The organism is Luteolibacter sp. LG18, assembly GCF_036322585.1.
In the GTDB taxonomy this organism is placed as follows: Bacteria; Verrucomicrobiota; Verrucomicrobiia; order Verrucomicrobiales; family Akkermansiaceae; genus Luteolibacter.
In genome coordinates, this window is the sequence record NZ_AP024600.1 from 3,511,594 (window position 1) to 3,525,513 (window position 13,920).

At 66.4% G+C, this 13,920-nt stretch carries 10 protein-coding genes; 6 read left to right on the top strand and 4 right to left on the bottom strand.

Annotated elements, in window-relative coordinates; translation table 11 throughout:
• Nucleotides 1–77: 77 nt before the first annotated feature.
• The 3 genes from llg_RS14045 to llg_RS14055 all read right to left on the bottom strand — a co-directional run bounded on the left by llg_RS14045 (nt 78) and on the right by llg_RS14055 (nt 5,075).
• On the bottom strand, nt 78–1,628 hold the full coding sequence (locus llg_RS14045) for a glycoside hydrolase 43 family protein (RefSeq protein WP_338285306.1): 1,551 nt from the start codon (nt 1,626–1,628) through the stop codon (nt 78–80).
• 51 nt (nt 1,629–1,679) lie between these two features.
• Nucleotides 1,680–3,677 carry an autotransporter-associated beta strand repeat-containing protein gene (locus llg_RS14050; protein ID WP_338285307.1) on the bottom strand — a complete coding sequence of 666 codons (1,998 nt, stop codon included), beginning with the start codon at nt 3,675–3,677 and terminating at the stop codon, nt 1,680–1,682.
• Nucleotides 3,678–4,052: 375 nt separating this feature from the next.
• Nucleotides 4,053–5,075, bottom strand: a complete 1,023-nt coding sequence (locus llg_RS14055) for a LacI family DNA-binding transcriptional regulator (RefSeq protein ID WP_338285308.1) — start codon at nt 5,073–5,075, stop codon at nt 4,053–4,055.
• 118 nt (nt 5,076–5,193) lie between these two features.
• On the opposite strand from llg_RS14055, the gene llg_RS14060 reads away from it, so the two are divergent.
• From llg_RS14060 to llg_RS14080, 5 genes are all read left to right on the top strand, one after another.
• The gene (locus tag llg_RS14060; protein ID WP_338285309.1) at nt 5,194–6,858 is read left to right on the top strand and encodes a ribulokinase; all 1,665 of its coding nucleotides are present in this window, start codon (nt 5,194–5,196) and stop codon (nt 6,856–6,858) included.
• A 7-nt stretch (nt 6,859–6,865) separates the two neighbouring features.
• Nucleotides 6,866–8,386, top strand: coding sequence for an L-arabinose isomerase (gene araA / locus llg_RS14065; RefSeq protein WP_338285310.1), 1,521 nt, complete (start codon nt 6,866–6,868; stop codon nt 8,384–8,386).
• A 5-nt stretch (nt 8,387–8,391) separates the two neighbouring features.
• A complete protein-coding gene (araD, locus tag llg_RS14070) occupies nt 8,392–9,087 on the top strand; it encodes an L-ribulose-5-phosphate 4-epimerase AraD (protein ID WP_338285311.1) in 696 nt (231 codons plus the stop codon).
• Nucleotides 9,088–9,243: 156 nt separating this feature from the next.
• The gene (locus tag llg_RS14075) at nt 9,244–10,608 is read left to right on the top strand and encodes a hypothetical protein (protein ID WP_338285312.1); all 1,365 of its coding nucleotides are present in this window, start codon (nt 9,244–9,246) and stop codon (nt 10,606–10,608) included.
• Between the two features lie 169 nt (nt 10,609–10,777).
• Nucleotides 10,778–11,146 (top strand): AraC family transcriptional regulator, encoded by a 369-nt coding sequence (locus tag llg_RS14080; protein WP_338285313.1) that lies wholly within the window; start codon nt 10,778–10,780, stop codon nt 11,144–11,146.
• On the opposite strand, the gene llg_RS14085 is transcribed toward llg_RS14080, so the two are convergent.
• The gene (locus llg_RS14085) at nt 11,134–12,186 is read right to left on the bottom strand and encodes a LacI family DNA-binding transcriptional regulator (protein WP_338285314.1); all 1,053 of its coding nucleotides are present in this window, start codon (nt 12,184–12,186) and stop codon (nt 11,134–11,136) included. The two genes, llg_RS14080 and llg_RS14085, sit on opposite strands and share 13 nt — an antisense overlap.
• A 638-nt stretch (nt 12,187–12,824) precedes the next feature.
• Here llg_RS14085 and llg_RS14090 point away from each other — a divergent pair.
• Entirely contained in the window at nt 12,825–13,916 is a 1,092-nt protein-coding gene (locus tag llg_RS14090; protein WP_338285315.1) for an ABC transporter permease, read from the top strand.
• Nucleotides 13,917–13,920 lie beyond the last annotated feature (4 nt).

Sequence of the window (13,920 nt, forward strand, 5' to 3'; positions counted from 1 at the left end):
AACGGCAACCGTCGTCCACCGTGGGGGGAGGGGACGGTTGCCGGTGTTGTGGGGATGGGGCGCGTGCGGCCGCGCGGTCAGCGCTGGTCGGAGAAACGGAACGCGTCCACGTCCACGAAGCCCGCGCCGGGCTTCGGGTTGAAACAGAAGAGGGCGAACTGCGGCCCCTGGAAGGTGCCGGTCTGCCAGTCATAGGTGGCGTCGAACTCGCCACCGAGGGTCTTCCATTCCTTCGCATCCAGGCTGTAGGCGCACATCGCCTTGCCGGACTTGAAATCGAGCTCGGTGCGCAGGAAGACCTCCTTTGCCCGGAACGGCTGCGGTGCCACGCGCACGTCCGTCTTCTGGCCCTGCGTGGTGTCCTCGATCACCTGCATGCCGAGCGCGAGCGCGCCGTCCGCGCCGCAGGTCACCGCGATGTGGCCGTTGACCTTGCCGAAGGTGCCGAAGCCGCAGGTGTCGCCCGGCTTGAGGTTGCGCAGGTCCAGCTTCACATCGCCTCGGCTCCACGGTCCCTGGCCCTTTTGCGTGAGCGTGTTCCTCGCCGTCCACAGGGTGCTGGCCTCGGTCGCGTGGAGGCGCAGGAAACCGGGGCGCTCGATGAGCGACCAGCGGGCGGTGTCCGGATTGTGGTTCCACTCCCACTGCACGCCGAGGGTGGCGGAGTTGAAGGTGTCCGAGGTGGCGGGCTGCATCACGGGCCCGCCCTTCACCGGCTTCTCCGCGCGCTCCGGCACCTTGCCCGGCGCCTCCTTCGTGCCCCACACCGGCCAGCCGTCTTCCCAGAACACCGGGCTGAAATTCGTCATCCGGCCCGCGAAGCGGTTGTCGATCATCACGAAGCCGAAGTCCCGGCCGTCCGGCAGGTCCACGATCGCGCCTTGGTGGCCACCGGTGCGGTCGTCGATCTGCTCGCGCGTTTCCCACGGCCCGTGCAGGCTCTTGGCGCGGGAAACGGTGAGCGCCAGTCGGCCGGGGATCGCGTTGAAGAGATAGTACCACCCGCCGCGTTTCACCAGCTTCGAACCTTCCGCGCCCTTGTTGAAGTGGACCTTTTCCTCGGAGGTGACCTTGGTGTAGTCCTCGTTCAGGGTGAGCAGCGTGGCGGTGCCGTCCCATCCGCCGGAGGTGATGATGTAGCCCTTGCCATCGTCATCGATGAAGAACCCGGGATCGAAAGCCGGGCGATCCAGCTCGTGGCAGGTCCACGGGCCCTTCGGGTCCTTCGTCTGATAGATCCGCGTGTTCTGACCCACCGGCGTGACCACCACGTAGAAGACCCCGCCGCGGTGGCGGATGCTCGGCGCGAAGATCCCGCCGCGGTAGGCGTTGCCGTTTTTCAGGTCGAATTTCTCGCTGCCTTCGAGGCGCTCCACCACGTGGCCGAGGATTTCCCAGTTCACGAGGTCCTTCGAATGCAGGATGCGCAGGCCGGGGGAGTTCGCGAAGGTGGTGGTGACGAAATAGAAGTCATCGCCCACCCGGATCACGTCCGGATCCGGGTAGTCCGCGTACAGCGGCGGATTCGTGAACGTTCCATCGCCGTTGTCGGATTGCCATGCGTGCGCGGGAAGGGAGGCTGCCGCCGAGCAGAGGGCGGCAGCCAGGACGGGAAGCAGTCGGGACATCGGGATCATGGAGCGGTGGAAGGGATGGAACGCCACGGCAGCACGGGGAGGTCAGGGTTGCTGGATGGCCACCGCGCGGAGGAATGCCCTGGAGCTGAAGGCGAGGGGAGCTCCAATGGAGAAGCTCCGGTAGCTCCAGCCGCTGTGCAGCGCCGGCATCGAGGCCTCCGCGGCCGCCTTGTCGGCACCCAGCACCTCGACCACCGAAAGGTTCCACGCCGCGAGGTCCATGCTGCCTTCGATCCGGTAGCGGATGCCGTCCACCGTCGAGGACGTTTGCTCGGCCGATCCGCTGAACGTCGCGCCGTCGCGCACCGGCAGCACCAGCACGTAGGACTGCTCGCCGTCCACCATGGCGGTTTTGCCCACCATTTTGCCGGCGGTGGTGGCGGAGGCCGGGCTGTCGTCGAAGGCGAACTCGTTCAGGTTGGTTTTGCCGTCGCCATCCGGATCGGCCGTGACGTCCACCACCGCGGGGTTGGTCTGGCCGGGGAAGTAGCTGGCGATCCAGGTCTCATAGGCCTCGCTCACGGGGTTGGTCGTCACCTGCAGCTTGCCGGTGCCGCTCAGTTCGGCCAGCACCGTGCCGTCGCCACTGCCATCCGCGGAGCGGTAGAGACCGGCGGCGAGCTGGGTGCCGTTGACGTAAAGCTTGCGGATCACGTCGGTCGCGCCATGGGTGAGTGCCAGCGTGGCGCCGCCGCTGATGCGCACCGTCGAGGCATCGGCCAGGAACGCCGAGCTGAGGGTCAGCGAGCCGGCCAATACCTTGGTCTCACCGGTGTAGGTGTTGGCACCGGTCAGGGCCAGGTCGCCCGCGCCCGTTTTGGTCAGGCCACCGCCGGTCGAAACCGTGTCGGTCAGCAGTGCCTGCGGGATCACGAGATTGAAACCGGCCGAATCGATCACCGCGCCGCCCGCCTTCACCCACGTGTGGCTGATGCCGGCCACGAAATCGGAGCGCGTTTGGGTGCCCTTCAGTGTGCCGCCGTTGAAGTTGAAGGTGCCCGTGCCGTTGCCGTTGGTGACCACCGGCGTTTCAAGCGTGCCGCCGTTGAGGTTGACGATGCCGTTGGTGCCGCCGTTCACCGCCATCCGCACGCCATCGGTGGTGTTGCCCACCTTCACCACGCCGCTGCCGGAGAGGTTCAGCGTGCCGGTGCCGGAGCCGCCGTAACCTTCCGCCACCCACAGCGCCGCCGGGGTGTTGAAGAGGCCGCCGCTCACGTTGAGCGTGCCGCTGCCGCCTTCCGAAACGAGCGGTACATTGCCGTAGCTGGTCGCCGCGTTCACGGTGCCGCCGGTCAGGTTGTAGGTGGAGGTTGCGGTGTTGTAGCGGCTCAGCACCAACCAGCCCGTCGAGTTCACCGTGCCGCCGGATTGGTTGAAGACCCCGGTGCCGTTGCGCGCCACCCACAGTTCCTGGCCGATGTTCACCGTGCCGGCATCGAGGTTGACCGTGGATTGATACAGGTTCGGCGCGCCATTGAGGCCGAAGGTGATGTTGAGCGCGCCGGTGGTGTTGATGTTGAGCGTCGAGGTGCCGGCCTGGGTGTTGTCACCGAAGGGCTCGCCCAGGAACACGGCGTCGGTGATGTTCAGCGTGCCCGATCCGGTGCCGTAGCCGGTGAGAGTGCCGCCGGTGGTGGCCGTGTTCGCGAGGTTGTAGGTGCCGTTGCCGTTCACGCCGAAACCGACCAGCAGCCAGCCCAGCGGCCAACCGGCGTGGACCGTGCCCAGCGTGCCCGCGGTGTGGTCCACCCGGCCGGTGTTGAACCAGCCGCCGATCACGATCTCGGTCGGTGTGTCAGTGACGTCCGCGGAGATGGTGGCGATGTTGCCGGTGCTGGTGTTGACCACGGCGTTCACCGTTGCTCCTGGCACGCTGCCGCCGGTCCAGTTGCCGGGTGTGCTCCAATTCGAGTCGGTCGCGCCGGTCCAGTCCGCGGCGTTCACCGTGCCGAGTGCGAGCAGCAGGGGGAGGCTACACGTGACGGGCAGGGGGGCGCGGAAGGACAAACGGGGTTTTTGGATGGCAAGCGGGTTCATGGGTTGTCGAGGGGGCTTCGGATTTCGCGTGGGGTCCGGTGTGGGGAAGCGTGGAAGGGTTCCAGATGGCCGGTCGCTCCTTTCGGGGCGACCGGCCACGGGGTGGTTGCGATGGTGTGCCGATAAAACGATTAATTGATCAGGCCGGAATACTCTGGGTGAGCGGCGTGGCGGACGAGCAACGAACCGGTGGAACGGGAAACCCCGATCCAATCCGTGTATGAACGGATGGAGTACATCCCTCGCTTCGGCAAGAAAAAATTAATCGATTAATTTGAAAGACGAGGAGACGAGGCACGAGGGCTTGCCGGTGAAAGGGAAACCAAGCCGATGCCCATGCGTTTCCGGCCCGTTTGTGCGCAGGCGGCAAGGGGGTTATCCCTTGGTGGTCCCGCCCTCGATCCACTGGCTCCCGATCAAGGTCGCCACCGGGTAATCCGGCACGCCGTGGGCGTTGTGGTGGATCATCGAAACCAGCATGTCCACCGCCGTCGCGCCGACGAGGTCGTTGCGCTGATCCATGCCGGTCCAGGCACCGTGGTCGGCGCGCCATTCATACTGGATCAAGCCCACGTCCTGCGGCACCCGCAGTCCCATGTCCTGCACCCAACGTTTCACCTCGTGGTAGAGGGTGAAGATCACATCCGGTCGGTTGCGCTTGAACCAACGGGTGAACACCTCCCGTTCCTTTCGCGCCGCCTCGACATCGTAGAACGGCCGCGTGCGGTGGCGGATCGGAATGAGGCGGCTCTGGCCAGTGAGGAAACCGGCGGTGAACCGGCCCTCGATCAACTCGTCGATCACCCGGTCCAGCACCAGGGCCGGGCGTTGGTAACCGAGTTCGACCGCTTTCTCGAAGGCTTTCAGGGCGAGCGTGTGGTGGTCGCTGCACGTGTAGGACAGCTCGGGGTCGCGCGTGCGCACGCCGGTCACCAGCGTGGGGAACTCCTCCCACAGCGGCGCGAGCCGCGATGGCAGGCGGTTGCCGCGCATCAGCCCCACGATCAGCAGACCGCGGATGTTGCGTGCGCGGAAGATCGATTGCCAGCGTCCCACCGGCATGTCCGGCTCATGCATCCAGAATTCATCCAGCTTGTAACCCAGGTGTTTCGCCCTCTGGCGGCAGCCTTCCACGTAGATCGGGATCGTGGGGTGGGTGGTGAAGGCGTCGCGGGTCTCGTGCGCGTTGATCATCGCCAGCGTCGCCTGAAAACCCACCGTGCGGTTCTGGCGCAGCTCCGCCATCAGGTGGGCCACGGTGGGATTCAGGCGGTAGCCCAGCTTCCGCGCGGCCTGCTCCACCCGCTGCCGCGTGTCCTCCCGCACCCGGCTGCTGCCGCGCAACGCCAGGCTCACGGTGTTCTTGGAAACGCCGGTGATTCTCGCGATGTCGGCCATGGTCGGCTCTGCCATAGAGCGCTTGTTTAACACGGAAATCGCTTTGTCACGATCGTAATATGACGGTCATACGGCAAGCCGCTTCCGTGAGGCGGACCGCGGGTGCATCAAACGCTCCATGCCTTACACGATCGGTCTCGACTATGGAACCAACTCGGCCCGCGCGCTTGTCGTCGATTGCGCCGATGGCCGCGAGATCGGCACGGCGGTGGTCGATTACCCCTCCGGTCACCAGGGCATCCTGCTCGACTCAGCCGATCACCACCTCGCCCGCCAGAGTCCGGCCGACTACCTTTTCGTGCTGGAGAAGTCGGTGCTGCTCGCCCTTGAGGCCGCCCGCGCCGAGGACCCCGCGTTCAGCCCGGACCAGGTGGCGGGCATCGGCATGGACGGCACCGGCTCCAGCCCGCTGCCGGTGGACGCCGCCAATGTTCCGCTCGCGTCCGATCCCCGCCACGCCGCGAACCCGAACGCCCAGTGCTGGCTGTGGAAGGACCACACTTCCATCCCGGAGGCCGCCGCGATCACCGCGAAGGCACGGGAACTACGACCGCAGTATCTCGCGAAGATCGGCGGCACCTACTCGTCCGAATGGTTCTGGGCAAAGCTCTGGCACTGCCTGAAGGTCGATCCCTCCGTCTTCGAGGCCGCGTATTCCTGGGTCGAGCTTTCCGATTTCATCCCCGCCGTGCTTGCCGGGATCTCCGATCCGCGCCTGATCCGCCGCGGCGTGTGCATGGCCGGGCACAAGGCGCTCTACGCCGAGGACTGGGGCGGCCTGCCGGACAAGGAATTCCTGTCCGCCCTCGACCCGCGCCTCGCCGATCTCCGCGACCGCCTCTACGAGCAGGCGCACGATGCCTCCGTGCCCGCTGGCCACCTTTGTCCGGAGTGGGCCGAGAAGCTCGGCCTGCCCGCGGGCATTCCCATCGCCATCGGCGAGATGGACGTCCACTACGGGGCCATCGGCTGCGGGGTGGAGGAGGGGACCTTGGTGAAGATCATCGGCACCTCCACCTGCGATTGTGCGGTCGTTTCCGCCGACAAGGAGGTGGCGGATATCCCCGGGATCTGCGGCATCGTGAAGGGTGCGATCCTCCCCGGCTACCACGGCATCGAGGCCGGGCAATCCGCCGTCGGCGATATCTTCAAATGGTATGTGGAAGGCGTGCTCGGCGATGTCTCGCTGCACGGACCCCTTACCGGCGAGGCCGCCTTGCTGAAGCCCGCCCAATCCGGTCTGCTGGCCTTGGATTGGAACAATGGCAACCGCACCATCCTCGTCGATCAGAGCCTCACCGGCCTGCTTCTCGGCCAGACGCTCTACACCACCCGCGCCGAGATCTACCGCGCGCTCATTGAGGCCACCGCCTTCGGCGCCCGCGCCATCATCGACCGCATCCGCGACTACGGCGTGCCCGTCGAGCGCATCGTCTGCTCCGGCGGCATCGCCGAAAAGAACGCCCTGCTCATGCAGATCTATGCCGATGTCACCGGCTGCGAGATGCGCCTGTCCCGCTCGTCCCAATCCTGCGCGCTCGGTTCCGCCATCGGCGCGGCGGTCGTCGCCGGGGTGCACGCGGATTTCGCCACCGCCCAGGCCGCAATGACCGGCCTGAAGGACACCGTCTACCAGCCGATCCCGGAGAACCGGGAAACCTACGACGAACTCTACCGGCTCTACCGCGACCTCCACGACTCCTTCGGCGGCGTCGCGCCGGACCGCGGCCTCGGCCACGTCATGAAGGACCTCCTTTCGCTGAAATCCAAACACCGGAACTGAACCACCCATGTCCGCCATCAATTCCTTCGACCACCTTGAAGTCTGGTTCGTCACCGGCTCCCAGCACCTCTACGGCCCCGAGGCACTCGCCCAGGTGGATGTGCACTCGCAGGCCGTCGTCGATGCCCTGAACGCCTCCGGCGCGCTGCCGCACAAGGTCGTCTTCAAGCCGGTCCTCAAGTCCTCCGCCGAGATCACGCAACTGGCGGTCGATGCGAACTCCGCGCCCAACTGCATCGGCCTCATCGCCTGGATGCACACCTTCTCCCCCGCGAAGATGTGGATCGAGGGCCTCCAGATCCTGCGCAAGCCGCTGGCCGACCTGCACACCCAGTTCAACCGCGACATCCCGTGGGAGTCCATCGACATGGACTTCATGAACCTGAACCAGACCGCCCACGGCGGCCGGGAGTTCGGCCACATCGGCGCGCGCCTGCGCCTGCCGCGGAAGGTCGTCGTCGGCCACTGGCAGGACCCGGACGTCCACGCGCGCCTCGCCGCGTGGTCCCGCGCCGCCCGCGGTTGGCACGCCTCGCGGAACCTGAAGCTCGCCCGCATCGGCGACAACATGCGCCACGTGGCGGTGACGGAGGGTGACAAGGTTTCCGCCCAGATCCGCTTCGGCTGGGAGGTGAACACCCACGGCATCGGCGATCTCGTTGCCAAGGTGGACGCCGCCACCGCGGAGCAGATCGATGCCCTCTGCGCCTTGTATGAGGAGAAATACCGCGTTGCTCCCGAGTTGCAGAAGGGTGGGGCCCGCCACCAGTCGCTGCGCGATTCCGCCGCGATCGAGATCGGCCTGCGCGCGCTGCTGGAGGAAGGTGGCTTCACCGCCTTCACCACCACCTTCGAGGACCTTCACGGCATGAAGCAGCTCCCCGGCCTCGCGGTGCAGCGGCTGATGGAGGATGGCTACGGCTTCGCGGGCGAGGGCGATTGGAAAACCGCCGCGCTCACCCGCGTGATGAAGGTGATGGCCCACGGCCTGGAGGGCGGCACGTCCTTCATGGAGGACTACACCTATCACCTCGATCCCGCCGATCCGCTCATCCTCGGCGCGCACATGCTGGAGATCTGCCCCTCGATCGCCAGCGAGGTGCCGCGGATCGAGATCCACCCGCTGGGCATCGGCGGGAAGGAGGATCCCTGCCGCATGGTCTTCGATTGCGGCGCGGGTGCCGCCGTGAATGCATCCGTCATCGACCTCGGCAACCGCCACCGGTTCCTCGTCAACGAGGTCGAGTGCGTGGCCCCGTGCCACACGTTGCCGAAGCTCCCCGTGGCCCGCGTGCTGTGGAAGCCGCAGCCCGATCTCAAGACCGCCACCGCCGCGTGGATCCACGCCGGCGGAGCGCACCACACCGTGCTCTCCTACTCGCTGACCACCGAGCACCTCGAGGACTTCACCGAGATGGCGCGGATCGAACTCAGCGTCATCGATGCCGGCACCGGCCTCCGTTCCTACAAGACCGAGCTCCGCCAGCAGGACCTCTACCACCACCTCGCCCAAGGCCTCCAGGGCTGACCGCCATGAGCTACCAATCCATCAAGGAGGAATGCCTGGCCGCGAACCTCGCGCTGCCGCGCACCGGCCTCGTCGACCTCACCTTCGGGAACGTCTCCGTCGCCGATCCGGAGCGCCGGGTGTTCGCGATCAAGCCCAGCGGCGTGGCGTATGACGCCCTTACGGTGGACGACATGGTGGTGCTCGATTACGACGGCAACGTCATCGAGGGCACCCTGCGGCCGTCGTCGGACGCGCCCACGCACCGCTGCTTGTTCCTGCATTTCGCGGGCATCCGCTCGGTGGTCCACACCCATTCCCGCTCCGCGGTGGCCTTCGCCCAGGCGGCGCTGGACCTGCCGGTGCTGGGGACCACTCACTGCGATTACTTCAATGGCCCGGTGCCGGTCACCCGCACCATGACGCCGGAGGAAGTCGGTGGTGCCTATGAATGGGAGACCGGCAAGGTGATCGTCGAGCGCTTCGCGGGGATCGATCCCATGGATGTGCCGGCGGTGCTGGTGCGGAACCACGGGCCCTTTGCCTGGGGGGCGTCCGGGGCGAAGGCGGTGGAGAACGCGCTGGCGCTCGAGATCGTGGCGGACATGGCGATCAAGGCGCTGTCGCTGAACCCGGCGGCTCCGGCGGCTCCGGGGCATCTGCTGGAGAAGCATTTCTCGCGGAAACATGGTGCCGGGGCCTATTACGGGCAGGCCGGTTGACGGTTTTATCATGGTTTATCACCCCTGCGGGGGTTTTTCAGTCGCCTGCAATTAAACGGTTAATTTTAATCTTGAAGCGGTGCCGGGGGAGATGCATGGTCGCGTTCGTTTCACGATCGGCCCGCGCCCTCCGGCTTCATCTGACTCCCTTTGCTCATGAACGCGGACTCCCACCTCGATTCGTATCCCGTCACTGAAACCACGCCCCGGTCGAAACCGGCCCGGGCCTCGTTCTGGAAGAAGATCGGCGGCGGCTCGCTGTCGATTTCGATCATGGTCCACGCGGTCCTGCTCGCGATCGGGGTGGTGTGGATTTTCCAGATCATCCCGGAGAAGAAGAAGGACGTGGTGGACTTCATGCCGCGCGGTGGAGGTGGGGGCAGCAGTGCCGCGGAGAAGGTGGCGGTGAAGAAGCAGCGCGCGCCGATGATGCACACCGCGGACATGCCGCGGCTGGTGTCGAAGGGCACGGCGGGCAGCTTCACGCTGCCCGAGCCGGAGGCGTCCGCGTCGATGTCCTCGGTGGGGGCGCTCAGCTCGGGGCTCTCGGGCGGTCTGGGCGGCTCGGGATCGGGCGGTGGCCGCGGCGATGGCAAGGGGCCGGGGTTCGGCTCCGGCAACGGCCCGGGTCTCGGCGGCGGAGCCGGCACCATGAGCCCCTTCGGCATGATCACGCCCGGGGCGACTGGTTTGGTCGGAACGTTCTACGACCTCAAGCAGGACCCGAAGCGCAATCCCACGCCGCTGGGCAAGAAGACGGAGTGGGGGGAGATCATCCCGGCCACCCGCGAGATCATCCACGGCTTCGTGTCGCGAGGCTGGAACGAGCGGTCGTTCGAGGCGAGCTACTACAAGGCCCCGCAGAAGCTCTATCAGACGAAGATCTACATGCCGCACATGAGCGCGGACGACGCGCCGAAGGCCTTCCAGTGTGAGAAGGAGGTGACCGGCTCGCGGTGGGTGGCGATCTACCGCGGCACCGTGCGACCGCCGCATTCCGGGAAGTTCCGGTTCGTCGGCGCGGGCGATGACGTGGTGGTGGTCCGTTTCAACAACCGCAACGTCTTCGACTACGGCTACGAGGGCCCGACCGGCAACATCGGCCTGGCCGGGCAGTTCGACCGCCTCACCGGCAAGGTCGAGGACCGCGAGTTCGAAAAGGCGCGCCGCGATCTGGCGATGCCGAAGCCGCTGGTGATCTATCCGTATGACAGCATGCCCGGTGCCTCGAAGGAGGCGCTGCGCGGCCTGGGCGTGGGCATGGAGTTCGAGGCCCGCGACAACACCGACTATCCCATCGAGATCCTCGTCAGCGAGGTGCCCGGCGGCTTCTTCTTCGCCTACCTCATGATCGAGGAAATTGGCGCGAAATACGACAAGGACCCGTCCGGTTCGCCGATCCTGCCGGTGTTCCGCATCGACGGCGGCATGCCCGCCGCGGGCGAAGGACCGCCCTACGACACCTCCTCCCCGGCGGCCGCGCCGTGGAAGCTGTCGGCTGGGAACCGCCCCGGCATCTGAACCCCTCAACCGATCCATTGCTATGATCGATTCCTCTTCCATCTTCATGGCCGGATCCGCGTTGGAACCGGCGGTCGCGGGCGCGGGTCCGCATCGAAACGATTACCTGGGTAATGCAATAGAGCCTGGTGGCCGGGAACCTCATGTCCCGGCCACCAAGTTGCCCGGGGTGCGTGGCGCGGTCGAGTACCTGCTCGGCCACTACACCCAGTCCCTCGAGCTGCCGGAACTGGCGGAGCGCTGCGGCTTGTCGCCGAAGGGGCTCCGCGGCCAGTTCAAGCGTTTCATGGGGATCACCCCGATGGAGTGCCTGATCCGCATCCGCGTGGAGAAGGCGAAGCGCCTGCTGGCGGGGACCAACACGCCGATCAAGGACATCGCGGTGGAGGTAGGGTTCTACGACCACAGCAGCCTCAACCGGCACTTCATCCGGCTGGCGGGCATGCCTCCCTCGATCTATCGCGACCAGAAGCACGCCGAGATCCTTTCGAAGTTCGGCGTGCTCACGGAGGGGGCGGGGGCCCGTCAGGTGGTTTGACCCACGACCAATTCCGGCCGGCAAGCGATCGAGGGCAGGGTGGTGTCACCTTCGCCGCTCACCAATTTGAGGGCCATTTCCGCGGCCATACGGCCCATCTCGTAGGAGGGGATGCGCACGGTGGTGAGGTGTCGCCAGCCGCTGAGCGAGGCGTAGTCGCCATTGAAACCGGCCACCGCGAGGTGATCGGGGACGCGCTGGTCGCGGTCGTAGGCGGCGCGGCAGATCAGGTTGGCCAGGTCGTCGTCGTAGGCGACCACCGCGTCGAAGGCGGAGATCGCCTTCCAATCCTCCTCGGAGAGCAGGACGTCGGAGCCGACCACGCCGGTGGTGCGGGCGACGTGGCAGGCGGCCTTGCGGCCGGCGGCGCGCATCGCCTTGCGGTAGCCCTTCTCGCGGTCCGCGGCGCTGTAGTGCATGCGGGCGACGGTGGGGCCGCCGATCACCTCGCGGTGGATGAAGCCGATGCGCTGGTAGCCGCGTTCGAGGAGGTGCTGGGTGACCTGCACCGCGCCCCACTCATCGTCGACGTAGACGGAGTTGGTCTTGTGGCGGTCGTTGACGAAGACGACGGGCATGCGGTTGGCCTGGATGCGTTTGTAGATGTGCGCGGCCAGCTCGCTGTAGCTTTCCACGACGAGGGCATCGAGGTTGCGCTCCTTGAAGACGCCGGGCATCACCTCGTCGATGTTCTCGAGTTCCTCGGCGTTCCGCGGCAGGCGGATCATCGTCATGCGGTAGCCCTGTTCCTCGGCGACGTCGTGGACGCCGGCCATGTAGCCCTGCGGGGAGCTGGTGAGCAGGCCGGTCTTCGCGACGAAGTAGCCGAGGTTGTTGAAGGTGTTCGAGCGGATCGAGCGCGCGCCGGAGTGCGGCTGGTAGTTCAGCTTGCGGGCGGCCTCGCGGATGCGTTCGGCGGTGTCCGCCTGGAGCTTGATGTTGGAGTCCGAGCGAGGACGCAAGGCCTGCGAGACGGCCGCGGTGCTGAGCCCGACGCTGCGCGCGATGTCCTTGATGGTCACTCGATGGGGTGTCGTCATTTCCGGTGGTCTGGGGTCGCGGATCGGAGCGGCGCGCCGGGCCTGGACGATGGCCAAGCCTTGCCGCGAGGCATAGTCGGGCCGGGAGCAGGGCGACGCAAGGCATTAAGAAGCTGTCTGAAGACGCGCGGAGCTCGCTTGAGGCACGAGTGGCGAAAGCGGGAGAAAGAATTTGAACCGCAGATGGACGTTAAAAACGCAGATGGAAGAGGGGATTTTGTTGGGTCAACGCTCCTTCCGAAGCCGACCCTTTCTCCTTTGATCCACGTCCATGCCTGTCCACCGGTGGGTGAAGTTGTTTTTTCGACGGCTTCCGAGTCCAATCCGTCTTGTTGGAGGACGCGTGCCCCGGGTCGGAATCCTCGACGGCGATCGTTCCGGCGGGGAGGTGTTCATGGATGGGGTCGTAATATGACTGTCAAATTGCAGCGGTCTTTCCAACTCCAAGGCGATCCTGTCGAGTGCTCATGCCCCTTTTCCGTTAGCCCTGGCAGGTCCGGATCTTCCGCCGTGCCACTGGACTTCGGTTCCGGCTTTTGCCTATCTTGGGATAAGTGTCGGAGCCACGATGAACGACCGTCTTTCCTTCATTCGCCTCCGTCCTTCGTTCCGGGCGGGGAGAGAACCCCTTCCGCACCATGAATCCCATGCCAACCGTGGCCACCATTGAAAAACCCTCGCCCGCACGCGCGGGCATGTTGACATCCATCAGGCGCTCGCTCGGCCAGGAGCTGGGGCTGCTGCTGGTCGTGCTGTTGATCGGCACGGTCCTCGGCATCCACGGCTGGAACGAGGCCGCGCCGGGGCGCCCGAACACCTTCCTCAACGCGGACAACCTCATCGATGGCATCGCCACGCCGATGTCCTACTATGCGATCATGGCCGTGGGCCTCACGCTGGTGATCATCACCGGCGGGATCGACATCTCGGTGGGTTCGGTGATGGCGCTTTCCGCGCTCGGCACGGCGGCGGTGCTCCAGAGGCTGCCCGCGGACGCGCCCGCGATCCAGGTGCTGCCGCTGGCGGTGTGCGTGCCGCTCGGGATCGGCCTGCTTTGCGGGTTGATCAACGGCGGGCTGATCGTCGGACTCTCGCTGCATCCCTTCATTGTCACACTCGGCACGATGAGCATCTTCCGCGGACTGGCGAACGTGTTGCCCGCGGAGAAGACCCTGCCGGCCGCGGGCAAGCGGTTGCCGCAGGCGTTCACGACGGACTTCATGCGCATCGAGGTCGGCGGTCTCCAGCCGATGCCGCTGGTGATCATGCTGGTCTGCATCGTGGCGGGCGCGTTCTACCTGCGGATGCTGGTGGCGGGCCGCGAGACCTACGCGATCGGCGGCAACGAGGAGGCGGCGCGCTTCAGCGGCCTGCGCGTCGGCTGGATCAAGCTGCGGACCTACGCGCTGGCCGGGTTGTGCGCGGGCATCGCCGGGATGGTGTCGGTGGGTCGCTTCGGCACCGCTTCCACCAGTACCGGCACCGGCTACGAGCTGACCGTGATCGCGGCGGCGGTGGTCGGTGGCGCGAGTCTCCTGGGCGGGCGCGGCACGGCGCTTGGCGCGCTGCTGGGCACGCTGGTCATCGCGCTGATCGAGAACGGCATCATCATCCTGCGCCTGGCGCAGGAGTACCGCCTGGTGATCATCGGGCTGGCCATCATCGTGGCCGTCTCGCTCGACCGCCTCGGCTCCCACCTGCGCGCGCGCCGCGCCTCCGCCAAACACTGAACCT